Raw genomic sequence first — 25,266 nt, forward strand, 5'->3', positions numbered from 1 at the left:
TAGTTAAAATTAATTTTACAATTACAAATTTAAAAAAACTTTTACTTTTAATTTAATCTTTAGACAGGTGTCTACGTAATTAGTTTGCTTTTATTACTAATTTTTAAGATTAAGTAGGTCTTTTAAAATTGTATAAGATTCTGCAATATAAATATCTTTTGATAATTGCGTGATTATATCCGCATTTAAGGTTTGATCTTCTTTATTAATATCTAATAATTTTTGTGTTGCTTTAGTATTAGACACTTTAATTAATGGTAAATCGTCTTGTTCAGGAAAAATCTGAAAATATAAGTCGCTCTTAGTTTCTCTGGTTTTTTTTATACCTTCTAACGTCAGTTGATATTTTTCTCCCTTTTCAAAAATACTAGCTCTTAATTTTAGGTTGTTTTTAGCAATGTCTTTAAAATTAATGTTGTTGGCTAATCGCTGCTTGTTATTACTAAATATAGAGGCGTAATCTACTGTTTTAAACGGTCTAAATCCCATTTGAGGCGTAACTCTATCTTTGGTTAAAGCATAGTCTAAATACCCTTCTCCGCTATCTAAATTATCATAAATAGAAGGGAGTTTTATATCCGGAATTACTCCAGTTGCCTGATGACTTTGGCCTGTGATACGATAAAATTTTTCGACAGTAATTTTGCAAAACCCTAAATTGCCCGTGTCATCTAAAGCAAGGATACTTTGCGCACTGGATTTACCATGTGTTGTAGACCCCACAATTAAAGCACGATTATAATCTTGCATTGCAGATGCAAAAAACTCTGATGCAGAGGCGCTATAACTATTAACCAGTACTACGACAGGTTTGTTAAAAAACGTACCACGCTTACTATCTCTAATGGTGTAGGTTTCTTTTAAGTTAGTTTCAATAATGGTTATTGGACCTTGATCTATAAACATGCTAACAAGTTCCATTGCTTCTTGCATGGATCCGCCACCATTAAATCTAAGATCAATAAGTAACGCGTCAATATGTTGTTTTTGTAGTTTGTAAAGTTCTTTAGCAAAGTCAGAGGATATACCACGACCATTTAGAGACTCGTCATTAGTATAAAAACTAGGTATCTTGATATATCCTAAATCTTGATTTTCGCCAAGTAAATAGCCTTTAATGGCATTGTCTTCTACTTTAATTTTGGTTTTAGTTATGGTAATGGTTTGTTCTGTTCCGTTTTTCTTTTTTACTAAAAAGGATACTGTTTTATGGTCTTCTTTATTACTAAATGCTTCGATCTCATGATTAGAAATACAAAACGTATTTAAAGTAACGCCATTAGCGGTTAATGACATGATGATATCGTCCGTTTCAAAGTTTCCGTTATTAAAAGCTGCGCTTCCTGGTGTGATTTCTGCTATAAAAATCTGACCTTCTTTATTTTTTTCGGTAGTAATACCAAAAGACAATTGATTACTAGATAAGGAGGTTTCGTAAATTAATTTTTCAGTAGGATTAAAAAACACCGAATGTGGATCGTGATACTCTAAATAAGCATTAATAAAGGCATCTTTTACATAACGATCAATACCACCGCTGGTGTTGGTAAACTGCTCAAGTTTGCACAGTTGATTTTTAATAACATCCAATCTAGCGTTAACTTCTAGAGTTGAAAAGTTAGATTTAATAACTTCTATAGCGTCATTACTATCCAATAGATTGGTAATAACCTTATAGGCTACTAATTTTTCAAGCATTTTTTGTAATCCCTGATAATCTTTGGGATAAGTGATAAATTTTGAAGGCGAATATTGTAAGGTTAGCCCACCAGAATAATCAGGAACAGTTGTGTTTAATTGCTCTAAAATAGTTTTAGTGTCGTTAATACGTTGTAGTAATACTGTTTTATAAGTGTCTAAAAAGTCGCAATTATCAGACAGTAAATAATTATCAAATTGCAGTTGATCTGATTTAAATTGGTCAATATCTGTTTTTAAAAAGTAATCCTTATCAGGATCTAAGCCTTTTAAAAATAGATTAAAAACACCTTTTGATAAACTATCATTAATCACTTTTGGTTGGTAATGGTTATTTTTTACCAACTGTTTTACAGCCACTAACTGCTTACAAAATATAGAATCTGATTGCGCCAAACTGACGCTAGTACTTAATAGAAAGAGTAGGAGAAGGTGTTTATACATTTGGGGCGTTTAAACGGTTAGTCTTCGTCTTCTTCAACAATATGCTCAATAGCTAATGCTAATTTAAAATCTTTATCAGTAACGCCACCTGCATCATGCGTTGTTAAAATTATTTTTAAAACATTATACTCGTTAGTCCATTCTGGATGGTGGTTTAATGCTTCGCACTCAAAAGCAATTCTGCTCATGGCACTAAAACAATCTTTGAAATTTTCGAATTCAAACTCTGCATGTATTGCATTATCAGCATAGTCCCATTCTGGTAATCTTAATAAACGTTGTTCAATTTCAATAGGGGTAAGTGTAGACATAAATTTTTATTTAAAAATAAGACATTTATACTTCTAATTCTGTTAAAATATCATGACTTAATAGCTCTAAATTTTTTGGAAGCGTATTTGTTTTAGATAGTACTGCTAAATAACGATCGTCATTAGTAGTAAACACTTGCTTAAACACAGGGTTTATAACACCTAAAGACGCTATTATTTCTTTAAAAAAGTCGTCATGATGCACTAAGTCTGTACTTCCAAGATGGAAAATACCGGATTTTTTTTGATTGATAATATAATGAATTTGTTGTGTCACCTTTGTATCTGTAGTGACATTCATTATTAAATTCGGAAAAACTTCAATGGGTGATTTTTCTTTTAAAAAAAACTTTATTTCTTGTATTCTTGGGGATTGCGCTCCAAAAACCATGGGTAATCTTATTATTGCGTAGTTGCGTTTAGGCAAGCGCAATAGCATGTTTTCAATCTTAATTTTAAAATGACCATACATGCTATTGCTTAATGTTTTGTCTTCCTCATAACTAGGATACTTGCTGTAAGCATCAAAAACGTTTGCTGAGGATAAAAAGATAAATTTACTATTATTAGCCACCACATATTCTGCAATATGATGATGCGCAATAACTTGTGCCGAAAAATTACCACGTACTGCCGAGATTATAATTGTAGGTTTTACAATCTCTAGAATTTCGAAAATATCATCCTCTTCCATATTATATTGGAAGTAGTGCTGATTTTTACTAAACGCTTTATTATCTACACAATACGTCCCGTAGGTGTTAAAATAGCCACACAACTCTTTATATAAAGCTTGTCCTATAAACCCACTAGCGCCAAGTATAAGTATGCGATGTTTGTTATTTATCGTTTTCATTTAAAGACTATAACGTTTAGAAAATAGATAAATTGGTTTGGGTAGTAAATTGTTCTAAAGCTTGCATTCCAATTAAAGAGTTTCCTTTAGCATTTAGTCCTGGAGACCATGTAGTAATTACAAATTTATTTGGTAGAAGCGCCACAATACCGCCACCAACACCACTTTTACCTGGTAGACCGACTTCAAATGCAAACTCGCCAGATTCGTCATAAAAGCCACAAGTCAACATTATAGCATTGATCCGTTTGGCTTGACTAACGGTAACATGTTGTTTGTTATTAACACATTTTCCGCTGTTAGCAAACACATAAAACGCTTTAGCGACTTGCGCACAAGTCATCTCTAAAGCACATTGATGAAAATAAAAATCCAAGACCACCTCCACATCATTATGCAAGTTGCCAAAAGACTTTAATAAGTTGGCAGCCGCATAATTATTATAACCAGTAAGCTTTTCTGAAGCCGCCACTTTATAATTGTATTTTATGGACTGATCATTACTAATATCTCTAACGTACTGTAAAAAGTCTGCTTTTGGGTTTTTAAATTGTGTACATAATATATCTGCCACAACAATAGCACCAGCATTTATTAAAGGATTTCTAGGTATTCCGTTTTCTAATTCTAATAACGATAAATGGTTAAATGGGTTTCCAGAAGGCTCCACATCTACACGGGTCCATAAGTTGTTATCTTCAAACGCTATGGCTTTAGATAAGGTTAGGACTTTAGATATACTTTGTATGGAAAACGGGACATTAGCATCTCCAGCCATAAATGTACGACCATCCATGTGCTGCATAAAAATACCAAAGTGATTAACATCCTGTTTTGACAATTCAGGAATATAAGAAGCAACAACACCCTTAACAACTTCGTTTTTTAAGTTGCTATGGATGTTGTTTATAATAGTATTAAAGTCTAGCATAAATAATTACGCTTTGTAAAACGGAAGTTTTACAACAGTTGCTGGTACTGCGTTTTTACGTATTTGTATGTTTATTTTGCTGTTTACGTCAGTAAATACGGTTGGTACATACCCTAAGCCAATACCTTTACCTAACATTGGAGACATTGTACCAGAAGTAACAACACCAATCTTTTTACCTTGACCATCTACAATATCATAACCTTGTCTTGGTATACCACGTTCGTCAAGCTCAAAAGCGACTAATTTACGGTCTACACCACGACGTTTTTGATCCTCTAAAGCTTCACTATTAGTAAAAGTCTTACTAAACTTAGTAACCCATCCTAAACCAGCTTCAATAGGTGATGTTGTATCGTCAATATCGTTTCCGTAAAGACAGTACCCCATTTCAAGACGTAAGGTATCACGTGCAGCTAAACCAATAGGTTTTGCACCAGCTTCAGTTACCTTATCCCAAATTTGTTTAACCTCGTCATTTTTACAATAAATTTCAAAACCACCACTTCCAGTATAACCAGTTGCAGAGATAATAACATTGTCAATACCTGCAAAATCACCAACTTCAAAGTTGTAAAATTTAATAGCAGATAAATCATGACTAGATAACGCTTGCATTTTTGTTACAGCATTAGGACCTTGTATAGCTAAAAGCGAATAGTCTGCAGACAAGTCGCGCATATCCGCATTCACTGTGTTTTTAGAACTAATCCAATTCCAGTCCTTTTCAATATTACTAGCATTAACAACTAATAGGTATTGTTCCTCTTTTAGTTTGTAAATAATCAAATCGTCAACAATTCCACCATCATCATTTGGTAAACAAGAATATTGCGCTTTACCAATAGTTAATTTAGTAGCATCATTACTACTTACACTTTGTATTAAAGCTAAAGCGTTAGGACCAGAGATTAAAAATTCTCCCATGTGTGATACATCAAATACACCACAATCTTTTCTTACGGCTTCATGTTCGATATTTACACCATCATATTGTACAGGCATGTTATAACCTGCAAAAGGAACCATTTTTGCACTTAGTGCTTCGTGAGTTGCTGTTAAAGCTGTGTTTTTCATTCTTAATATATTTTTGATTTTACCGTCAAGCGGAAATGATTAGCAATTGTCTAACAAAAGTATTGAAAATTATCGAGTTGCTTTTTAGTAATAGAAATAATATCAAGTTAAAATTTATAATCGAAGCATGTCCCGTTTAGAAGTACTTCAAATGTTAAAAAAATTAGTAGTTGCTTGTAAAACCAAGTATTTTCTATTAAACTAAAGTTAAACCAATCCTTTAAATTTGGTAAGCGGGTGTGTAGCTGTTATCTTTAAGTATGGAAAATATATTAGTAGCAGGTGCCAACGGTACCACAGGAAAAAAAATAGTAAATCTTTTAAACGAATCTCAGTATTTTAACCCAATTGCAATGGTTAGAAAAGAAGAGCAAGTCGCTTATTTTAAAGCCAAAAATATTGATACGGTTTTAGCAGATTTAGAACAAGACGTTTCTGTAGCTTTTAATAACACTATAGACAAGGTTGTTTTTGCTGCAGGATCTGGAGGAAAAAAAGTAGTGGAAGTAGATCAAGAAGGCGCAAAGCGTCTAATTGATGCATCTAACAAAAACAATGTCAAAAAATTTGTGATGTTAAGCTCTATGGGAGCAGACCATCCAGAACAAGCAGAACAACTACAAGCGTATTTAAAAGCAAAACATAACGCAGACGAGTATTTAAAATCAAGCGGATTAAATTATAGTATTGTTAGACCAGGATCTTTAACTAATGGCGAATTAACTAACAAAATACAGTTAGACACTAAGCTAAATAGAAGTGGAGACATTAGCCGAAACGATGTAGCCCAAACCTTAGTTAGATCTTTAAATGACGATGTTGCAAATAATGCCACTTTCGAAATTTTAAAAGGAGAGACCTTAATTGGCGATGCCTTAAATACATTGTCTAAATAGAATAAGAATTTCTTGTTTTTAAGATATTTGATTAATAAAAAAAGCTACCGTTTGGTAGCTTTTTTTTGTTTTCGGGTTTAAAATAGCGGTTGGTGTATGAAATGTAGCAGATTTTCATGTTCTACTTTTCGGTTTAAAAATAGAAATAGCAGAAAAGAAAAAAACTTTAAGTTTAGCTCTCCTTAACTGCTATTTTTTATATACGTGGTTGTAGGTAATATTATATATTAATATTTTCCATATTTTTCAATTCTTTTTTGACAATTCAACCATTCGTTTAATTCTAATTCTATTGGCTGAAATTCAATTCCAGTACAATCTTCATACTGTATTTCATTTTTGAGTTTTTTAGATACTATATATTTAATTCCACCGCTAATATCAGTTAAAACAAAAAAATCACTATTAACATCTTTTTTAATATTTACATTCTTTATGATTATAGTAAAAGGGTATTTAATTTTAGCTTTTTCTTTTAAAAAGTCTTCTAAATTAGTAATATTTAATTGTTTTATTATTGTTGAGTAATTTTTAGTTAGAAAAACTTTTGATTTTTTAAAATTAATAAAATTTAATCTTGACCTTGAAGGATTGGTTATCCAATAATTTGTTATTTCTTTTCCATTTTGTATCAAATTTGATTTAAAAAATTTAACATCATCTTTATTTTTAGAATCTATGATAGACTTTAATTTGTTGCTAACTAATAATTTGCGACCAAATCCAATGCTAGAAATATTAATTAAATCAGTAAGATTTGAACTGGCATATAGAATAGCATTAGATGTAATAGGCTCAAAGTTTACTTCTTTAAATTCTAGTCTATCTATAAATTTTTCATCATCCCAAACATGGCAATTATGTTTTTCTCCTTTTATTTGAGGATAATTACCTAATATTTTTTTATTTGAAGAAGAGTTTATACTATAAAATTTCATTTTAAAAAATTAAATTATCAATATGAGTTGTTGGATTATTAGCTATAGCTGTTCTAATATTATTTATTAATGTCGAAACATACTCAAATGTTTGATTAGGAGTTGCATTTGCAGGTAATTGATTTAAGAAACTAAGAATTCTATTGTCATAATTTGTATGACTACCAAGATGTACAGTATTTACAAGTTAGCACTTAGCCAAATTGGCAATTTTTATGTTACCTTTTTTCATTTAACCGTCAAATTTTATATTTAGCGGACTTTGTAAATATTCACAGACCTTTTGGTTTAGCGCAAATACCCTATGTTTTTTATACATTATTAGCCTTTGTTTATTCTCCAATTGCTGATTTAATAGCTCCATTAGTGACTTTATCTAAATGGTCTAGTCCTTTTTTCGCTAAACTATTTACTATGTCTAATTCTTTTTTTGTTAATTTTTTCGTTTCAAAAGGCGATTCGTATATCCTTTCAACTGTTTCAATTATAAACTGCTGTGATACGTCATCATCTTTATTTTCTTTTAGCATTTCATTATATGCTAAAATTGATAATGATAGAACTGATTTGAAACTGTATTTTTCAATTAAATCCCTTCTCGAATTGTATTGCTTGATAAAGAAAAAATCTAAAACTATCAATGGTATTGATATTAATAATTTCATATAGAACATTCCGTTCAAATTTGTTGAATCTAATTTGTCAATACCGATAATATCATTTCCGTTTAGAATTAACAAAGTCAGTATAACTAAACTAATATTTATGATTGCAATACCTGATAACCAAAACCATAATCCCTTTTCCAATTGTCTTTTTCGCCAATGAAAAGACTTATATAACCGTCCTGCATTTGCTCCTTCAAGAAGTGAATTTACTTTCTTTTGTAATTCAGTGTTTTTTGTAATTATATTTGAAGTTTTTAAATCAAACCCATCTGTTTTTGTATTAAATTCAGTTTCTTTTTGAAGTAAAAAATCTTCAGCTCTAGTTTCAGAATTCTCTAGTGTTTCTTTTAGTTTCGTTTCAATTGTCTCAAAAGTTGATTCTATATTTTCTGAATTTTGATGTAATGAATTAATTGTAAGTTTTTTAGTCTCTATCTCTTGAAGGTTTGAATTTATTTGGTTGTAAAGATTTTCAATTTGGTTTTTTAGATTTAAAGTTGATGCTGAAGTTTTTTCTAACTCAGTAATCTTATTAATTAACACATCTGCCTTTTCATTTATAGTTTTAGATACTCCAATTGTTTTGCGATTTAATACTTCAGCATTGCTAATGTCTTTAACTAAGTTATTGTACCTTCTTTTAATTTTATTTAATTCTTTAGTTTGTTCCGCATAATTATAATAACCTTTTAATTTTTGAGAAAGGAATGACGAATCGACAATGTCTCTTAGTCCTAGAATCGTTGTAATTATGGCATTTACTTGTGACTTTGCTTGATTATTATTTGAATCATAATTCCAACGAGATAATTGATTTAAATAATTAGTAATATTGTTCAAATTTGCAAATATTTGGTTTCTTTTATTGTATGTAATTTTTTCGAAAACATCTTTCTCAACTGATGAGACTATCAATTGTTTCACAAAATCTAATTCATCTAATGCTTCTAAAACGGTTGTTTCATATTGTTCATATTTTGGACTATTTTCACGTAAGAGGTTTAACTGATTTTCAGTAGTTTCACTGTTAAACCAATTAATAATATTTTGAGTAGTGTTTTTCATTTTTCTTAATAAAAGCTAACTTAAAACTGATATGACATCGTTTTTAATGATTTATATCAGTAGTTATTTTAAATCCGAAGGTAATGGTTTTATTTTTTAAAATCAAGTTTAGATTACATCTAAATTTACAGAGATTTAAGCTTCTTTGTGTGGTAAATTCAGTATTTATTCCTGCTCATAATCATGCACAAAAGTAATGTGTGGGCTGCTAGCCATTAAGTTAGGATTTGTGCCTTCAATCCCTTCAGGAATGGGTTGATTACGTGTTTTGTAATAGGTTATCCAACTTGGCATTGGGTGTCCTGTACTATCGTTAAAGGTCATTGGGTGTGTCAAAAAAGGAATAGCTGCTTTTGCTAAATTTTGAGTGGAGAACATTTTATAAACTAATTCTGAGCAATAATATGATGTATCGTCCCATAAAAAGACATCGTCATAAGGTGTGTTTAGTCTCTCCATTCCGTAGTCCAAAGCTTTTGCAATAAAGCGTTGGTAAATACTATCTAATCTGGCGACTGTAGTTTGCGATTTGTTTAATTTGTTTTTATTTCGGTCTAGAAACGTTTTTAAAGAGGTTTGAGAAACCCCGATTTTTGGATAGGCTTCCACAACAAACCATTGGTCGTCTTTTTGCATGGCGATGCCAACATGAGAGTAGTTTTTAGATAGTGATGTTGCTGTTACATCTTTGATTGCGTTAGCTACATCACTTGTGCCCGTATTTTGAAACAGTAAATCGCCTTGTTTTAATTTAAAGGCAGTAGTGTTTTTATTACTATTACAGCTTATTAAAACAAGAGATGCTATAAAAAGGAGACACGTTTGTTTTAGCGTTAGAGTCATGTTTTTTGTGGTTAGTTTTAGGTTGAATAGAATAGGTCTGAAAATAGTAATTAGTTTACCTGTTATTAGTGGATTTTCTTATCATTTTTAATCCTATTATCAAACTATAGATAAAACCGAAGCTATAAATAATTAGTAAAAGTTTATCTAAGGTTTCTAATTTAGGTTTAGTCCAAAAATAATAGCTCCAAAACCCAAAAAATATCAGATTAAAGAGTAAAATCAAAGGGAGTTTGAATTCTATTTTTTTTAAAGCTTCGTTTTTAATTACAAAAGTATTGGATACATTATCGTGTAAAGCTTTTTCGTCATCACTTAATCCAGAAAGTATACTAATAAATCGGCTTATATTTCTTTTAATTAACTGTATCACTGTTGGTTTTTCTCCAACATGGTTTACAACTTGAGTTTGTGTTTGGTACTTACCAAGTGTTCTGCCCGAAATATATTCAAAAGAAAAATAGTAAATAAATCTGACAAGTGTATAAATTAAAATAGCTAATAGGAGGTTTTTATAAGTGTAAAAAGCTATTAAAACACCCATAAAAGAAGATATAATAAAATCCATTATTAGGTTTTCACCACGATCATCCTCATTTGCTAAATTAAGATTTTTATATTTTTTGTTCGTGATTTTCATTTATATAAGACAGACAGTTTAGTTTCTTAAGTGGTTAATTTAGTGGTTTTATTTTAACTGTTCAAATTTTAATTTTTCTAACCAAAAAAAGCCACCAAATTGGTGACTTTTTTAGACTTGTAATCAAGTGTTTATAGTAATATTTTATTATTTTGAATAAGCGCCAGATGAGTAGGTAAGCTCATAGCTATGCGTGTAAATTTCAAATACAATTCCAAAAGGATCTTCCACGTAGCACATTTTAAAAGGCTTGTCTTTTGGATAGTATTCTCTAATTGGCATTCTTTGTTTTCCGCCGTAAGCCAAAATTTTCTCAATAAGGTCTTCAATATTTGGGTCTTGGATGCAAAAATGAAATAATCCAGTATTAAACGGATTAAAATCGGGTGCTTCTTTTATACCATTCGGAAAAGAAAATAACTCTATTCCAATACCGTCAGACGTTGCTAAATGTGCAATTTCAAATTCGGTCCAATCGTTACCAAAAACATCAATACACATTTGACCAATCGCCGTTTCTGTTTCTTTTTTGACAGTAGATGGTTCCATTATAATGTACCAACCCATAACTTCAGAATAAAATTTTACAGCTTCTTTTATGTTGGGAACCGTAAGTCCTATATGAGAAAATGATTTTGGATAATTTTGATTTGTTGTCATAACATTTATTTTAGATTACAAAATTAATCTATATTTGCTTTATAGGCAATAACTTACCAAAAAGTAGTATAGTTACCTAAACGAGTAAAATAATAGAAATCAGCACTTTAAATATTTAATATTGAATAAAGAAATTAACTGTCCTCTGAATTATACAATGAATTTGATAGGCACAAAATGGAAACCTTTAATTTTATTTCATTTATTGGAAGGTGGTTTGCGTTCTGGAATCTTACAAAAGCAAATTCAAGGAATTTCAAATAAAATGTTTACCCAAACGGTTAGGGATTTAGAAAAAGATGGACTTATTTCTAGAAAAGTATATCCTGTTGTTCCTCCAAAAGTGGAATATAAATTAACTGCAAGAGGTAAGTCTTTGGAGGCTATTTTAAGAAGTTTAGATCAATGGGGTTTGGATGACAGTCAGAAGTAGTGGAGGTGTTGTAATTTATTTGACCACATCTTAGAATACCAACAGAGTTAAACGCTATTACTTTTGTTAATTTATTATTCCAAAGAAAAAAGTTTTGCTGGCCTATTAAATTATTAAATAATGCTTTGTGGTATTTTAAATGGCCTGATTCTGATCTGGAATAAACAATATAAACGTCATCTTTTTTGAATTGTTTGACAATCACGTTTTTAATTTTTTGATAATCAATTTCAATAGCTGTCCCAAAATGGATCCATTCTTCTTGATTGCTTTTAGTCCAATCTATTTTATTAGTTAGAGCATGGGTAATACTGTATAGTAATCTTGAGTCCAAAATATGTTTAAAGGGTTGTTAATAAAATTTTAAATAATCAAACCGCGTTGTTTACTTCAATCCAATAACCATCTGGATCTTGAAAGTAAATTTGTTGGATACCATCATCCCTTACATAATCTTTTTTAGGCGTATCACGCCAATCAGAGTAATATACTTCTAAACTTTTAAGGTGCTTTACAAAAGCGTCAAAATTAGGCGTTGCCAAAGCAAAATGAACGGCTTTATTGGTTTTAACCTCTAATTCTGGTCTAGGTATTAAATGGATTTGTTTATGATCTGTAAGTGCCAACCATCTGGTTTTAGAACTGGACGCAGTGTTTTTAACTTCCTCTATCCTAAAAACGGATTGATAAAAAGTAACCGATAGGTCGACGTCCTTTACAGAAAGTGCAATATGATCCAATACAAATGTCATGTTAGTCTCTTTTATATTTAGCATTTAAAACTAATCAAAAGGCTTTGAATTATTGTAATAAAAAGGCTTTTAAACCATCGTAATCACTAATTTTAGTAGCGACTTTGGTTTTATCCATAACCGCTTCAATTTGTGGTGGTAAGGCTTGCTTTTCTTTAATTACGTCTTCAACAACATCTAAAAACTTAGTTGGATGCGCAGTTTCTAAAAACACACAATGTGCCTTAGAATGCGCTTTTAAGTAAGATTTGCATCCTAAATAGCCAACAGCGCCATGTGGATCTGCAACGTAGTTATAGGTATCGTAAATCTCTTTTAAAGCCACTTTTGTTTCTTCATCAGTAAAGCTAAAAGAAGATAAGTTTTCTTTTAACGCGCTAAAGTTATTTTTGTAAATTTCTTGGATACGTATAAAATTACTTGGATTACCAACATCCATCGCGTTACTAATGGTTTGAACTGATCGTTTTGGTGTGTACAGTTCCGTTTTTAAGTAATTAGTAACCACGTTATTTTGATTATTTGACGCAATAAAATGTTTAATTGGTAAGCCTAACTGCTGTGCCATCATTCCGGCGCATACATTTCCAAAGTTTCCGCTAGGTACAGAAAATACAATCTCTTTTTGTGTTTTGTGTAGTTGTTTATAAGCAAACATAAAGTAGAGTAGTTGTGGTAACCAACGTGCTACATTAATAGAGTTTGCAGATGTTAATTGCATTTTACTGGTTAACGTATCATCCAAAAAGGCACGCTTAACCATGTCTTGACAATCGTCAAAGACACCGTCCACCTCTAATGCTTTAATGTTTTGTCCTAACGTTGTTAGTTGTTTTTCTTGAATATCGCTTACTTTTCCTGAAGGATATAAAATTACAACATTTACACCTTTTACACCCAAAAACCCATTGGCAACAGCACCTCCTGTGTCTCCAGAAGTGGCAACTAATACCGTTACTTGATTAGTGTTGTCTTTATTAAAGTAGCCTAAACAACGCGCCATAAAACGGGCGCCAACATCTTTAAAAGCCATAGTCGGACCGTGAAATAGCTCTAATGTTGAGATGTTATCATTAAGCTTTACCACAGGAAACTCAAACGATAGGGTTTCGGCAATAATTGTTTTTAAAACGTCTTTTGGAATATCAGGGCTCACAAATTGTTGTAAGGCCTCAAACGCAATATCTGTATAGCTTAAAGTGTCAATATTTTCAAAAAATGAAGCCGGTAAAGGCGTTATACTTTCTGGAAAATACAATCCTTTGTCTGGCGCTAACCCTTTTACAACAGCATCTTTAAATGTTGTATTTGGTGCTTTATGGTTTAATGAGTAGTAGTTCATTTTTTTGTTTTTGTTTGTCTTTACGCGGACGCAGGACGTGGCACTCTATTTTAATTTTTTTGTTTACTGGTAATGCCGATTAACTTAATATTTTCATCCCTTGAGTATTAATTTTAGAGACATAAGTATTAAAATTAATAGCTGTTTTAGCATAAATAGTAGTCATCGCTTTAGCTACATCTTCCGCAGTTTTTTTGCTTTTTGATAAAGCGAAAATAGACGGTCCAGAACCAGAAATTCCGGCACCCAAAGCGCCTGCTTTTATAACTTCGGTTTTAACCGAATCAAAATGTGGTATTAATTGACTTCTATAAGGCTCTACAACTACATCAACTAAGGCTTGGCTTAGCAATTTATAATCGTTAGTATGTAAAGCATGTACCAAGCTACCAACGTTTGACCATTGTGTTATGGCGTTTTGCAACGGAATATGTTTTGGTAAAATAGCACGCGCTTCAGAGGTTTTAACTTCAATTTGTGGATGTATAATAGTCACAAATAAATCTTCTGGAGTTGGTAATTGTAATACTTGTAAAGGTGTTGTGCTTTTTACTAATGTAAAACCGCCAAATAGGGCAGGAGCAATATTATCAGCATGTTCACAACCACTTGCAACCGCTTCGCCTTTCATAGCAAAATTGGTTAATTGTGTTTTATTATACGGTCTGCCTAATAGCTCGTTTATGGCAAACACACTTCCGGCAGCACTTGCAGAGCTGCTTCCAATACCGCTTCCTGGCTTAATGTTCTTATAGATTTCTATTTCGAAACCGCAATCAGGATTAGCGTGATTATATAAGGCTAAAGCCGAAACACTAGCTACATTTTTATGCGCTTCAAAAGGAAGGTCAGCACCAACTATTTTAGTGATTTTGATTCCTTTTTCAGTGGTTTTTCTAATCACCATTTCGTCACCAATAGTATCTAAGCAAAAGCCTAAGACGTCAAAACCGCAAGAAACGTTAGCGACTGTGGCTGGTGAGAATATTTTGATTTCGTTCATTTAAAACTCCTTTTTATAATTTCCGCGAAAGCGTTACTCTTTTTACTAATTACTGCCTTTACTATGGCTTATTTATTACCTATTCTGATAATATCTGCAAATAATCCGGATGCTGTAACATCTGCTCCAGCACCAGCACCTTTGACTATTAAAGGCTGTTCTGGATAGCGTTGTGTGTAAAACATAACAATGTTGTCTTTTCCTTCAAGATTATAAAAAGGATGTCCTTCTGGTACTTCTTGTAATCCTACTTTAGCTTTTCCATTTTTATATTCGGCAACATATTTTAGTTGACAATTATTAGCTTGTGCAGAAGCGTATAGTTTTTGAAAATGTGCTTCGTCATTAATTAAAGTATCGTAAAAATCGTCAACAGAAGTGCTATTTAAATTAGCTTCGGTTAAAAATGAATCGTTTACAATGTCTTCGATTTCCATCGGAATTCCGTTTTCACGGGCTAAAATTAATATCTTTCTTGCGACATCAATTCCGCTTAAATCAATACGCGGATCAGGCTCAGTATACCCTTCAAATTGGGCTTGTTTTACTGTATCATGAAAATTCTTTTTATCACTAAAATTGTTAAACACAAAGTTTAAGCTACCAGATAGAACTGCCTGTATACTAATTACTTTGTCTCCTGATGCAACTAAATTATTAAGTGTATTAATTATTGGTAATCCGGCACCAACATTTGTTTCGTATAAAAATGGTGCGTTGTATTTTAATGATAAATCTTGTAAGTTTTTATAGTTAACATACTTATCAGAACAGGCTATTTTATTACAAGCAACTACTGCGACACTTTGTTTAAGATAGCTGTCATATATTGCTGCGACATCCTTATTAGCGGTTACATCTACAAATATGCTATTTCTAAGATTTAGGCTATTTACTTTGTCTAAAAAGGCAGTAATACTTGATGGTTCTGCATGATGAAACTGGTCTGTCCAATTGTTTAAATCGATACCTTTTGGATCAAAAATCATTTTTTTAGAATTTGACATTCCAACAATTCTGACATCTAATTTTAAGTTTTTCTTTAAAAAACTATGTTGTTGCTGTATTTGGTCTATTAGCTTTTCTCCAACGTTTCCAATTCCGGTAATAAATACGTTTAATTGTTTAGTGTTAATCTCAAAGAAACGCTCGTGTAAACTGTTTAATGCCTTGCTAACATCATGCTCATTAATTACAGCTGAGATGTTTTTTTCTGACGCACCTTGCGCAATAGCTCTGACATTAATATTGTTTTTTCCTAAGGTACTAAAAAGCTTTCCGCTAATACCTTGGTGGCTTTTCATGTTATCACCAATTAATGCAATAATAGAAAGTCCTTTTTCAACGATAATAGGATTTATTTTATGTAACGATATTTCGTATTCAAATGCAGTGTTTATGGCTTGTTCTGCCTGTTGGGCATTACTAACATCTATTCCAAAACAAATAGAATGCTCTGAAGACGCTTGTGTTATAAAAATGATGTTTATTTTTTCGTTGGCTAAGGTTTCAAACAGACGCTTAGAAAATCCTGGGATACCAACCATACCACTACCTTCTAATGTTAAAAGGGCGACATTATCTATATGACTAATCCCTTTAACGGTCAGGTTACTTTTATTGTCTTGATTAGAGATCACTGTTCCGTTAGCTTCCGGATGTAATGTGTTTTTAATGTGTATCGGGATAGCTAAATTTAAAACCGGTTGTACTGTTGGAGGGTATAAAACCTTCGCACCAAAATGCGACAGTTCCATAGCTTCTTGATACGACAAATTAGTAATCGGGTAGGCCTGCTTTACTAATTTTGGATTAGTAGTATACATCCCGCTAACGTCTGTCCAAATTTCTAATTGGTCTACTTTTAAAGCAGCTGCAATAATAGCTGCTGTAAAATCTGATCCACCACGACCTAGAGTTGTTACTTCTCCAGCTTGCGATTTTGATACAAACCCAGGAAGTATTGTAATTTGCTGATTGGCGTTATTAAAGTAATCTGTAATATTCTTGTTAGTTATGTCGTAATTAACTTCTGCTTTTGTAAAATTAGAGTTAGTAACAATAAGCTCTTGACTGTTTTTTAAGACAGCATTTAAGCCCATTTCTTCCATTGTTTTTGCAATTATAAAAGACGAAAGTAGCTCTCCAAAACTAACTAGCTTATCAGATGTTTTTGGAGACAACTCGTTAATCAAATAGATACCATTTAGTAGTTGTTTTAAGTCTTCAAACTTTACATCTACTTCAGACGTGATTGCTTTAGGTTTTGAACTTAAGCCTTCAATAACTTTATAGTGCGTGGTTTTTATTTTTTCAAAAATAGTAAGGTAGCTTTTGTCTTTTTGCTTAGCTAATGTTCCAGCTTGCAGCAATTTATCAGTAATACCACCAACAGCGGATACTACACAAACGACAGTACTAGATTGCGATTCTTTTTGAAGAATGGCGATAACTTTTTTTATGTTTTGTGCTGAACCAACAGAGGTTCCACCAAATTTTAATACTTTCATTTTTAAATTATTTTGTGATAAAAATTGTAGTTGAAAAACTACCCAAACGGAAGGAATATATAGTCATTAACCCAAAAGGGTAATGGTCATAATTAACGTAAAAATAGTATGTCTTTTTTTCATTTTATGCATCTATACCTATCAAATGTATTACTTTTACTTTTATCAAAAAAACTAAACATCAATTTTTGCGAGATTGATAATTAATAGCCAATATATTATTAAAATGAAAATATTTTCGAAAGAACAAATTTATGAAGGCGATGCTTTAACAGCTAAAAAACAAGGTATTACATCTACCGATTTGATGGAGCGTGCAGGTATACAAATTTTTAATTGGTTGCATATGCGTATGCAAGGCGCACAAGTCCCAATACACGTGTTTTGTGGGATTGGAAACAATGGAGGAGATGGTTTAGTAGTTGCTAGACATTTAATAACACACGGATATAATGTAAAGACTTACATTGTTAATTATAGTACAACACGATCTAAAGATTTTTTACTTAATTATGATCGTATTAAAAGCACAACTAAAGATTGGCCTGTAGTATTAGCTGATGATTGTGAGATGCCTGCAATAGAAGAGAAAGATATTATTGTAGATGCTATTTTGGGTATTGGTATTAATCGTCCTGTGGATCCTTGGGTAAAGTCATTATTTAATCACTTTAGAGCTACTAAAGCTTTTGTTTTAGCCATAGATGTGCCTTCAGGTTTATCTACAGATGCAGCGCCAACTGATGAAGAAAGTGTTGTAAACGCAGGATACACCTTAAGTTTTCAAACACCAAAATTGGTTTTCTTTTTACCAGAATTGGCTAAATATACGGTACAATGGGAAGTTTTAGATATTGGTATTGATCCAGAATATTTATTTACGACACCAACTGTAGCTGAGTTAATTGGAAAAAATGAAGTCTTACCAATTTATAAGCCTAGAACTAAGTTTAGCCATAAAGGAGATTTTGGACATGCTTTAATTATAGGCGGGAGTTACGGTAAAATAGGATCTGTTACATTAGCTAGTCAAGGCGCATTAGCTATTGGAGCTGGTAAGGTTACAGCGTACACACCAAAATGTGGTTATATTCCATTACAAGTTGGTTTTCCTGAAGCAATGGTTATTACAGATAGCGATGAGGAAAAAATTACGGCTATAAATTATGATATAACACCAAACGTTATTGCGTTTGGAGTTGGTGTTGGTACAGATGCTAAAACAGTTACTGCTTTTGAAACGTTTTTAAAAGCAAACAAAACAGCTTTAGTTGTTGACGCGGACGGTTTAAATATACTATCTAAAAAGAAAGCATTATTAAAATTATTGCCAGAAAACACAATATTAACGCCACATCCAAAAGAGCTTGAAAGACTTGTTGGAACTTGGAAAGATGATTTTGATAAGCTTAAAAAAACGAAAGCATTTGCTAAAAAATATAAGTGTATTGTTGTTATTAAAGGTGCCAATACAATTACTGTTTTTGATGATAAGTTGTATGTAAACGCAACAGGAAACCCTGGGTTAGCAACAGCTGGTACTGGAGATGTTTTAACAGGTATGATTGCTGGTTTAGTAGCACAAGGTTATGACGCTTTGTCTGCTGCAATTTTTGGTGTGTATTTACATGGAAAATCTGCCGATTTATTAATCGAGGATTTGGGTTACCAAAGCTTTATAGCTAGTCATGTTATTGAAGGTATATCGTTGGCATATTTAGATATGTTTAAGCAACCAGAGCCACCACAAGTTGAAACTGAAGAAGAAGGTGAAGAACCACAAGGATAAATTAAATATAAGTACAAAAAAAGCGAACTGAAAAGTTCGCTTTTTTTATATAAGTTTTAAACTAGCTTAGATTCCGAAAGAACTTAAGTACTCGTTTATTTTTGGATATGATGGTCTTGGAGCATCAGCATTAACAATATTACCATTTGGATCTATTAAGATAAATCTAGGTATAGAGTTAATTTTGTAACCTGTAACAAAATCAGAGCTGAAAGATTTATCAGCAAATAATTGAATACCACTCATTTCTTTTTCAGCAATCATTTTTCTCCAAGCTTCTTTAGATAATTTAAAAGATTCTTCTTTGCTTGCAGCTCTATAACCTCTTCCGTCATCTGTAGAGATACTTACAAAAGCAATATTTTTACCTTCGTAATCTTTTTCTAAAGTTTGTAATGCAGGAATTTCGCCAATACAAGGTCCACACCAAGTTGCCCAAACATCTACATAAACATATTTACCTTTTAAGTCAGATAAAGACACTGTTCCACCTTTATAGTTTTCGTAATTTTCAAAAGTAGGAGACACTGTTCCTGCAGGTAATTCTTGTTTTAATTTAATACCACCTAACACATATCCTTTTAAACCGTCCAGCATTGGGCTAACTTGTTCTTTAGATTGTGCAATAAGTGTAGAGTCAATGCTTACGTTTTTATCATAAAAAGCAATCATTTCATTTTTTAAACTCTCTATTTTAGAATTCAATCCAGTTTCATCTAAACTTTTTAAAGCTTCGATATCAATTAAACCTTCTTCAAATTTTAGTTTTTCACCTAAAAAATTAGTTTTTTCAGCACCTTTTCCAGAAAAAGCAATCGTTTCATCAAATGCTTTAGTGTCTAAAGTCATTTTAATATCCATATCATTAGCTAAAAAGATATTAGTTTGCTCTTTACCATCATATAATCCGTAAACTCCAGATTTAACTTTTAGTGTATCACTAAACGTTCCGTCTTCATTAACTTTTATCGTTCTTTTAAAGTCTCTACCTTGGTAAACAAATAAAGAGTCACTGTTTTTATTTTCTATTTTACCAGATATTGTAGCATAATCTTTAGGGGCTTCCTTTTTGCAAGCAACAATAGATAATGCTGCTATACAAACTAATAGTTTTTTCATTGTTTTAATTTTATTTAAACCAAAAATATATAGAATTCTTATAGATATAAAGTTTTTTTTTAATTATTAACAATTACTTGCATATTATTATAGTATTGATGACTTTTGACTAGTTAAATTAAGCAAATGAAAACAACGCACATTATATCTTCAACGCCATTAGATTTGGCGACTATACAATCGATAATTTTAGAACAAAAACAATTAGAATTATCAGAGCAATCTATTGTTAAGATTAATGAGTGTAGAGCTTATTTAGACGAAAAACTAAAATCTGAAACTAGACCAATTTATGGAATTAATACAGGATTTGGGTCTTTATATAATGTAAAGATTAGTACCGAAAATTTAACGAAACTTCAGGAGAATTTAATGATGTCTCATGCTTGTGGTACTGGAGATTTGGTGCCTAATGAGATTGTAAAATTAATGTTGCTATTAAAAATACAATCATTAAGCTACGGACATTCTGGAATACAGTTAAAAACTGTACAACGTCTAATTGATTTTTATAATAACGATGTTTTACCATTGGTTTACACACAAGGATCTTTAGGTGCCTCTGGAGATTTGTCACCTTTAGCACATATGTCATTACCATTAATTGGTAAAGGAAAAGTGTTTTATAAAGGCGAAACTTTAGAAGCAAAAGAAGTGTTAGAGCAATTTAATTGGGAACCAATAACAATGCAGTCTAAAGAAGGATTAGCATTGCTTAACGGAACACAGTTTATGAGTGCTTATGGTACGTCTTTACTGTTAAAAGCGTATAAATTATCTTATTTAGCAGATTTAATAGGAAGTGTGTCTATTGATGCTTTTGATGGTAGAATAGAGCCTTTTAATGAATTAATACATTTGGTAAGACCACATAATGGTCAATTAAAAACAGCCAAACGTGTGCGTGACTTTTTAGAAGGAAGTGAAATTATTACTCAAGAAAAACAGCACGTGCAAGATCCTTATAGTTTTAGATGTATCCCACAGGTACATGGTGCAACTAAGGATACGCTTGCTTTTGTTGAAAAAACGTTTACTACCGAAATTAATTCAGTAACGGACAATCCTAATATTTTTGCAAAAGATGATGAGATTATCTCAGGAGGTAATTTTCATGGTCAACCATTAGCGTTAGCTTTAGATTATTTAAAAATAGCGATGGCGGAAATTGGAAATATATCGGAAAGACGTGTGTTTCAATTAGTCTCAGGACTAAGAGGTTTACCTGCATTTTTAGTGGATAATCCAGGTTTAAATTCTGGTTTTATGATTCCGCAGTACACTGCAGCAAGTATTGTAAGTGCTAATAAGCAGTTGGCATCTCCTGCCAGTATTGATAGTATTGTATCTAGTAATGGTCAAGAAGATCATGTTAGTATGGGTGCTAATGCAGCAACACAAGCCTATACTTTAATAAATAATGTAGAACGTGTTTTAGCTATCGAGTTGTTTAATGCGTCTCAAGCATTAGCTTTTAGAGCGCCTTTAAAGTCAAGTGATTTTATAGAGGCCTTTTTATCTAGCTATCGTGATGTTGTTCCTTTTATAAAAGAAGACGAAATTTTGCATGATGATATTCAGGCATCTATTGCATTTATTCAGACTATTGGTATTGATTCAGATGAATTATTCTAAGAGATTTGCGCGCGTATAGCGTTATGTTCAAGTGTTTTTATAGCCCAAAACATGGCATTGTCCATAGTTTCAAATAGTTTGAATTTGTTTTTATAGAACAGTTTTTCTATTTCAGAAATTTCTGTTTTCCTAGTTTTATTACAAACCACGCCAAATCCTATGATATTTTTGATTTTAGAAATATTGGTATATAATGTAGGATCAATAGAGTAGGAGTTTATGCGATTTGTAATATAAACCATTGGATAATCTCCTAAATGTTTAAAAACGGTTAATACAATGGTCTCACTTAATTCAGGAGTCAGATGTACGCCTTCGTTAACTGTACCAATTACTATTTTGTTTTTTTTGAAAATTTCTAAGGAACAGAAATTTAATTTTATTGTTGTACTCATAATAGCATTTACTTAGGCTACTTAAGGTACTAACTGTAGACTAAAAAAATGAATACAACAGAATGATTTAAGCTATTTATCGCTTAAAAGTCATTTTATTCGTCAAAACACTTATTTTAATCTAGTTTTCATTATTGTTTTAATGTTATTGAATAGATTTGAATAACTTAAACTAATTGGTTTAATCAATAAAAGATTCTGATTGGTTTTCTTTTAATGTTTTTAAGGCCCAAGCTTTGGCTTTATCTAAATCAGAAAATATTTCAAAAGGCTTATTAAGAAATAAGCGCTCTATTTCCGCATTTCTAGCTGATAGCGTTTGAGAGACTACAGCAAAACCACGCAAAGTTTTAATTTGAGAGACGTCTCTATATATAATAGGATCTACAGCATAAGAATTGACTCTATTAGTAAGATAAACAAATGGTCTATTTTGAAAAGTGACTTTTGCAAAATGAATGATGGCATCAGACAGCTCTTTATTTAGAGTAATCCCTTCATTAATCTCCGAAATAAGGATACTATTAGAAACTAATAGTGTTCCGAAGGATAATTTTGTTTTTGCGTACATTTTAAGTCAATTAAAAAAGCTTCACTAAAGTTAGTGAAGCTTTTAATATTTTGCAAATATACTTTTAATCTTAAGATTCTGCAGGCTTTTCTGCTTTTTCTATTGCTATAGTGATTTCGTCAGTTTTTGAATCTAAATCCATCACTATTTTATCACCTTCTTGCAGTTTAGCGCTAATAATTTCTTCAGCTAAAGCATCTTCAACATACTTTTGAATAGCACGCTTTAAAGGACGTGCACCGTATTGTTTATCAAATCCTTTGTCTGCGATATAATCTTTAGCAGCATCAGTTAAAGTTAATTTATAACCTAAACCGTCAATACGTCTTAGCAGCCTATCTAATTCGATATCAATAATTTTATTAATATCTTCTTTTTCTAAAGCATTAAAGACAACTACATCATCAATTCTGTTTAAAAATTCTGGAGCAAACGATTTTTTAAGTGCATTTTCAATAACACTTTTTGCATTTGCGTCTTCCTGAGATTTTTGAGAAGCTGTTCCAAAACCAATACCTGTTCCAAAATCTTTTAATTTTCTTGCTCCAATATTTGATGTCATTATAATGATAGTATTTCTAAAATCGATTTTACGACCTAAACTATCCGTTAAATAACCATCATCTAATACCTGAAGTAACATATTAAAGACATCTGGATGTGCTTTTTCAATTTCATCTAAAAGAATTACTGCGTAAGGTTTACGACGTACTTTTTCTGTTAATTGACCACCTTCTTCATATCCTACGTATCCTGGAGGTGCACCTACTAGTCTTGAGATAGCAAATTTTTCCATGTACTCACTCATGTCAATTCTTATCATAGCATCTTCGCTATCAAACAATTGATTAGATAAGACCTTGGCTAACTGTGTTTTACCGACTCCTGTTTGACCTAAAAAGATAAATGACCCGATTGGCTTGTTTGGATCTTTAAGTCCAGCACGGTTACGTTGTATCGCTTTTACAACTTTTGCAACTGCTTCATCTTGACCAATTACTTTTCCTTTAATAAGGTCTGGTAATAATGATAGTTTGTTGCTTTCGGTTTGAGCAATACGATTAACAGGTATTCCTGTCATCATGCTTACAACATCTGCAACATTATCTTCGCTAACAATTTCTTTATGTAACTTGGTGTCTTCTTCCCATTTTTCTTGGGCAACAGCTAATTCTTTCTCTAAACGTTTCTCATCATCACGTAAACGTGCTGCTTCTTCGTATTTCTGTTTTTTAACAACAGAATTTTTTGTTTCTCTAACGTCCTCTAATTTTTTCTCTAATTCTATGATCTGTTTTGGTACACTTATGTTGGTAATGTGTACTCTAGAGCCAGCTTCATCTAAAGCATCAATTGCTTTGTCTGGAAGAAAACGTTCCGTCATATAACGGTTGGTTAACTTTACACAAGCCGCAATAGCTTCGTCAGTATAGGATACATTATGGTGTTCTTCATACTTACCTTTAATGTTGTTAAGTATTTCAATAGTTTCGTCAACAGTAGTTGGTTCTACAATTACTTTCTGGAAACGTCTTTCTAAAGCACCATCTTTCTCAATATATTGTCTATACTCATCAAGAGTGGTAGCTCCAATACATTGGATTTCTCCTCTTGCTAATGCAGGTTTAAACATGTTAGAAGCATCTAAACTTCCTGTAGCTCCACCAGCACCAACAATGGTATGAATTTCGTCTATAAAAAGAATAACGTCATCATTCTTTTCAAGCTCATTCATTACCGCTTTCATACGCTCTTCAAATTGGCCTCTATATTTAGTACCAGCAACTAAACTAGCTAAATCTAAAGTAACTACGCGCTTATTAAATAATATACGAGATACTTTTTTACTTACAATTCTGTTGGCTAATCCTTCAGCAATTGCTGATTTACCTACACCTGGCTCACCAATTAGTAATGGGTTGTTCTTTTTACGACGAGATAAAATTTGAGATACGCGCTCAATTTCTTTTTCTCGTCCTACCACTGGGTCAAGTTTACCTTCTTCAGCCATAGCTGTCAAATCACGTCCAAAATTATCTAACACAGGTGTCTTAGATTTTTTGTTCCCTTTAGCTCCCCCAGGAGTATTAAATATGTCTTTAGAACTAGAGTCTTCAGAAGATGGGTCATCTTGAAATGACTCAGCTTTTGGTGCTCCAGTTATGTCTTCGAAGTTATCGTCGTTTGTTATCATAGACTTAAATTGTTCTTTAACGTTATCATAATCTACTTTAAGCTTATTTAAAAGCTTAGTTGTAGGGTCGTTTTCGTTTCTAAGTATACACAATAATAAGTGTGCTGTGTTTATTGATGTACTTTGAAACAGTTTAGCCTCTAGAAAAGTGGTTTTTAATGCACGTTCTGCTTGACGCGTTAAGTGCAAATTTTTCTTTTCGTTAGAAGTAATAATGGTATTAGGATTAGCAGGACTTAATATTTCGACCTTTCGCCTTAAATGATTTAAATCAATATCTAACGCATTTAAAATATTAATTGCTTTTCCGTTCCCGTCTCTTAATAAACCAAGCATTAAATGTTCAGTACCTATAAAGTCATGTCCTAAGCGTAATGCTTCTTCCTTACTATAGGCAATGACGTCTTTTACTCTTGGTGAAAAATTATCATCCATATATTTGTTCCTTTCAGCTTTAAAAATAGTAAACATATTTACTAATGGCAAAAACTATACC

22 protein-coding genes are annotated in these 25,266 nt (G+C 31.9%); 4 read left to right on the plus strand and 18 right to left on the minus strand.

The annotated features are described in order from the left end of the window. Positions 1-96: 96 nt before the first annotated feature. From CXF54_RS03670 to gcvT, 5 genes are read right to left on the minus strand one after another with little or no spacing between them, the layout of a single operon-like run. Entirely contained in the window at positions 97-2,142 is a 2,046-nt protein-coding gene (locus tag CXF54_RS03670; protein WP_101202486.1) for a carboxy terminal-processing peptidase, read from the minus strand. A gap of 17 nt (positions 2,143-2,159) precedes the next feature. Continuing rightward, positions 2,160-2,453 (minus strand): 4a-hydroxytetrahydrobiopterin dehydratase, encoded by a 294-nt coding sequence (locus tag CXF54_RS03675; RefSeq protein ID WP_090838367.1) that lies wholly within the window; start codon positions 2,451-2,453, stop codon positions 2,160-2,162. Between the two features lie 25 nt (positions 2,454-2,478). Further along, entirely contained in the window at positions 2,479-3,309 is an 831-nt protein-coding gene (locus tag CXF54_RS03680) for a sugar nucleotide-binding protein (RefSeq protein ID WP_101202487.1), read from the minus strand. 16 nt (positions 3,310-3,325) lie between these two features. Then, positions 3,326-4,240: a glutaminase gene (locus CXF54_RS03685; protein ID WP_101202488.1), complete on the minus strand. Its 915-nt coding sequence runs from the start codon at positions 4,238-4,240 to the stop codon at positions 3,326-3,328. Between the two features lie 6 nt (positions 4,241-4,246). Continuing rightward, positions 4,247-5,317 (minus strand): glycine cleavage system aminomethyltransferase GcvT, encoded by a 1,071-nt coding sequence (gene gcvT, locus CXF54_RS03690; RefSeq protein WP_101202489.1) that lies wholly within the window; start codon positions 5,315-5,317, stop codon positions 4,247-4,249. 260 nt (positions 5,318-5,577) lie between these two features. Here gcvT and CXF54_RS03695 point away from each other — a divergent pair, with 260 nt between their 5' ends. Next, positions 5,578-6,213, plus strand: a complete 636-nt coding sequence (locus tag CXF54_RS03695; protein WP_101202490.1) for an SDR family oxidoreductase — start codon at positions 5,578-5,580, stop codon at positions 6,211-6,213. A gap of 227 nt (positions 6,214-6,440) precedes the next feature. On the opposite strand, the gene CXF54_RS03700 is transcribed toward CXF54_RS03695, so the two are convergent. The 5 genes from CXF54_RS03700 to CXF54_RS03720 form a co-directional block, all read right to left on the minus strand. Further along, positions 6,441-7,151, minus strand: a complete 711-nt coding sequence (locus CXF54_RS03700) for an imm11 family protein (protein WP_101202491.1) — start codon at positions 7,149-7,151, stop codon at positions 6,441-6,443. A 332-nt stretch (positions 7,152-7,483) separates the two neighbouring features. Beyond that, complete coding sequence (locus CXF54_RS03705) at positions 7,484-8,884, minus strand: hypothetical protein (RefSeq protein WP_101202492.1); 1,401 nt, start codon at positions 8,882-8,884, stop codon at positions 7,484-7,486. 165 nt (positions 8,885-9,049) lie between these two features. After that, positions 9,050-9,727 carry a YiiX/YebB-like N1pC/P60 family cysteine hydrolase gene (locus CXF54_RS03710; RefSeq protein ID WP_101202493.1) on the minus strand — a complete coding sequence of 226 codons (678 nt, stop codon included), beginning with the start codon at positions 9,725-9,727 and terminating at the stop codon, positions 9,050-9,052. A gap of 55 nt (positions 9,728-9,782) precedes the next feature. After that, complete coding sequence (locus CXF54_RS03715; RefSeq protein WP_101202494.1) at positions 9,783-10,367, minus strand: RDD family protein; 585 nt, start codon at positions 10,365-10,367, stop codon at positions 9,783-9,785. Between the two features lie 147 nt (positions 10,368-10,514). Next, positions 10,515-11,027 carry a VOC family protein gene (locus CXF54_RS03720; RefSeq protein WP_101202495.1) on the minus strand — a complete coding sequence of 171 codons (513 nt, stop codon included), beginning with the start codon at positions 11,025-11,027 and terminating at the stop codon, positions 10,515-10,517. A gap of 157 nt (positions 11,028-11,184) precedes the next feature. Here CXF54_RS03720 and CXF54_RS03725 point away from each other — a divergent pair, with 157 nt between their 5' ends. Then, positions 11,185-11,460, plus strand: a complete 276-nt coding sequence (locus tag CXF54_RS03725; protein WP_101202496.1) for a winged helix-turn-helix transcriptional regulator — start codon at positions 11,185-11,187, stop codon at positions 11,458-11,460. A 371-nt stretch (positions 11,461-11,831) separates the two neighbouring features. On the opposite strand, the gene CXF54_RS03730 is transcribed toward CXF54_RS03725, so the two are convergent. The 4 genes from CXF54_RS03730 to thrA form a co-directional block, all read right to left on the minus strand. After that, positions 11,832-12,236 (minus strand): VOC family protein, encoded by a 405-nt coding sequence (locus tag CXF54_RS03730; protein WP_232782564.1) that lies wholly within the window; start codon positions 12,234-12,236, stop codon positions 11,832-11,834. Positions 12,237-12,261: 25 nt separating this feature from the next. Next, positions 12,262-13,554, minus strand: coding sequence for a threonine synthase (gene thrC, locus CXF54_RS03735; RefSeq protein WP_101202497.1), 1,293 nt, complete (start codon positions 13,552-13,554; stop codon positions 12,262-12,264). A gap of 79 nt (positions 13,555-13,633) precedes the next feature. Then, on the minus strand, positions 13,634-14,557 hold the full coding sequence (locus tag CXF54_RS03740) for a homoserine kinase (protein WP_101202498.1): 924 nt from the start codon (positions 14,555-14,557) through the stop codon (positions 13,634-13,636). A gap of 68 nt (positions 14,558-14,625) precedes the next feature. Continuing rightward, positions 14,626-17,067, minus strand: a complete 2,442-nt coding sequence (gene thrA, locus CXF54_RS03745) for a bifunctional aspartate kinase/homoserine dehydrogenase I (protein ID WP_101202499.1) — start codon at positions 17,065-17,067, stop codon at positions 14,626-14,628. A gap of 226 nt (positions 17,068-17,293) precedes the next feature. On the opposite strand from thrA, the gene CXF54_RS03750 reads away from it, so the two are divergent. Then, positions 17,294-18,856, plus strand: a complete 1,563-nt coding sequence (locus CXF54_RS03750; RefSeq protein WP_101202500.1) for an NAD(P)H-hydrate dehydratase — start codon at positions 17,294-17,296, stop codon at positions 18,854-18,856. A gap of 66 nt (positions 18,857-18,922) precedes the next feature. Here CXF54_RS03750 and CXF54_RS03755 read toward each other — a convergent pair whose 3' ends face one another. Next, positions 18,923-19,975, minus strand: a complete 1,053-nt coding sequence (locus CXF54_RS03755) for a TlpA family protein disulfide reductase (RefSeq protein ID WP_101202501.1) — start codon at positions 19,973-19,975, stop codon at positions 18,923-18,925. 126 nt (positions 19,976-20,101) lie between these two features. Between CXF54_RS03755 and hutH the strand changes: the two genes are divergently transcribed. Next, a complete protein-coding gene (gene hutH / locus CXF54_RS03760; RefSeq protein WP_101202502.1) occupies positions 20,102-21,610 on the plus strand; it encodes a histidine ammonia-lyase in 1,509 nt (502 codons plus the stop codon). Here hutH and CXF54_RS03765 read toward each other — a convergent pair. From CXF54_RS03765 to CXF54_RS03775, 3 genes are all read right to left on the minus strand, one after another. Further along, complete coding sequence (locus tag CXF54_RS03765) at positions 21,607-22,005, minus strand: hypothetical protein (RefSeq protein ID WP_090842351.1); 399 nt, start codon at positions 22,003-22,005, stop codon at positions 21,607-21,609. The two genes, hutH and CXF54_RS03765, sit on opposite strands and share 4 nt — an antisense overlap. Before the next feature lie 181 nt (positions 22,006-22,186). Next, positions 22,187-22,576, minus strand: a complete 390-nt coding sequence (locus CXF54_RS03770; protein WP_101202503.1) for a hypothetical protein — start codon at positions 22,574-22,576, stop codon at positions 22,187-22,189. A gap of 70 nt (positions 22,577-22,646) precedes the next feature. Continuing rightward, a complete protein-coding gene (locus CXF54_RS03775) occupies positions 22,647-25,205 on the minus strand; it encodes an ATP-dependent Clp protease ATP-binding subunit (protein WP_090842383.1) in 2,559 nt (852 codons plus the stop codon). Positions 25,206-25,266: the final 61 nt, after the last annotated feature.

It is taken from the genome of Olleya sp. 1-3 (assembly GCF_002836085.1).
Taxonomy (GTDB): Bacteria; Bacteroidota; Bacteroidia; order Flavobacteriales; family Flavobacteriaceae; genus Olleya; species Olleya namhaensis.

Coding starts and splice junctions, on each gene's coding strand:
- CXF54_RS03670 (WP_101202486.1), bottom strand. CDS start 2,142: ATGTATAAACACCTTCTCCTACTCTTTCTATTAAGTACTAGCGTCAGT.
- CXF54_RS03675 (WP_090838367.1), bottom strand. CDS start 2,453: ATGTCTACACTTACCCCTATTGAAATTGAACAACGTTTATTAAGATTA.
- CXF54_RS03680 (WP_101202487.1), bottom strand. CDS start 3,309: ATGAAAACGATAAATAACAAACATCGCATACTTATACTTGGCGCTAGT.
- CXF54_RS03685 (WP_101202488.1), bottom strand. CDS start 4,240: ATGCTAGACTTTAATACTATTATAAACAACATCCATAGCAACTTAAAA.
- gcvT (WP_101202489.1), bottom strand. CDS start 5,317: ATGAAAAACACAGCTTTAACAGCAACTCACGAAGCACTAAGTGCAAAA.
- CXF54_RS03695 (WP_101202490.1), top strand. CDS start 5,578: ATGGAAAATATATTAGTAGCAGGTGCCAACGGTACCACAGGAAAAAAA.
- CXF54_RS03700 (WP_101202491.1), bottom strand. CDS start 7,151: ATGAAATTTTATAGTATAAACTCTTCTTCAAATAAAAAAATATTAGGT.
- CXF54_RS03705 (WP_101202492.1), bottom strand. CDS start 8,884: ATGAAAAACACTACTCAAAATATTATTAATTGGTTTAACAGTGAAACT.
- CXF54_RS03710 (WP_101202493.1), bottom strand. CDS start 9,727: ATGACTCTAACGCTAAAACAAACGTGTCTCCTTTTTATAGCATCTCTT.
- CXF54_RS03715 (WP_101202494.1), bottom strand. CDS start 10,367: ATGAAAATCACGAACAAAAAATATAAAAATCTTAATTTAGCAAATGAG.
- CXF54_RS03720 (WP_101202495.1), bottom strand. CDS start 11,027: ATGACAACAAATCAAAATTATCCAAAATCATTTTCTCATATAGGACTT.
- CXF54_RS03725 (WP_101202496.1), top strand. CDS start 11,185: ATGAATTTGATAGGCACAAAATGGAAACCTTTAATTTTATTTCATTTA.
- CXF54_RS03730 (WP_232782564.1), bottom strand. CDS start 12,236: ATGCTAAATATAAAAGAGACTAACATGACATTTGTATTGGATCATATT.
- thrC (WP_101202497.1), bottom strand. CDS start 13,554: ATGAACTACTACTCATTAAACCATAAAGCACCAAATACAACATTTAAA.
- CXF54_RS03740 (WP_101202498.1), bottom strand. CDS start 14,557: ATGAACGAAATCAAAATATTCTCACCAGCCACAGTCGCTAACGTTTCT.
- thrA (WP_101202499.1), bottom strand. CDS start 17,067: ATGAAAGTATTAAAATTTGGTGGAACCTCTGTTGGTTCAGCACAAAAC.
- CXF54_RS03750 (WP_101202500.1), top strand. CDS start 17,294: ATGAAAATATTTTCGAAAGAACAAATTTATGAAGGCGATGCTTTAACA.
- CXF54_RS03755 (WP_101202501.1), bottom strand. CDS start 19,975: ATGAAAAAACTATTAGTTTGTATAGCAGCATTATCTATTGTTGCTTGC.
- hutH (WP_101202502.1), top strand. CDS start 20,102: ATGAAAACAACGCACATTATATCTTCAACGCCATTAGATTTGGCGACT.
- CXF54_RS03765 (WP_090842351.1), bottom strand. CDS start 22,005: ATGAGTACAACAATAAAATTAAATTTCTGTTCCTTAGAAATTTTCAAA.
- CXF54_RS03770 (WP_101202503.1), bottom strand. CDS start 22,576: ATGTACGCAAAAACAAAATTATCCTTCGGAACACTATTAGTTTCTAAT.
- CXF54_RS03775 (WP_090842383.1), bottom strand. CDS start 25,205: ATGGATGATAATTTTTCACCAAGAGTAAAAGACGTCATTGCCTATAGT.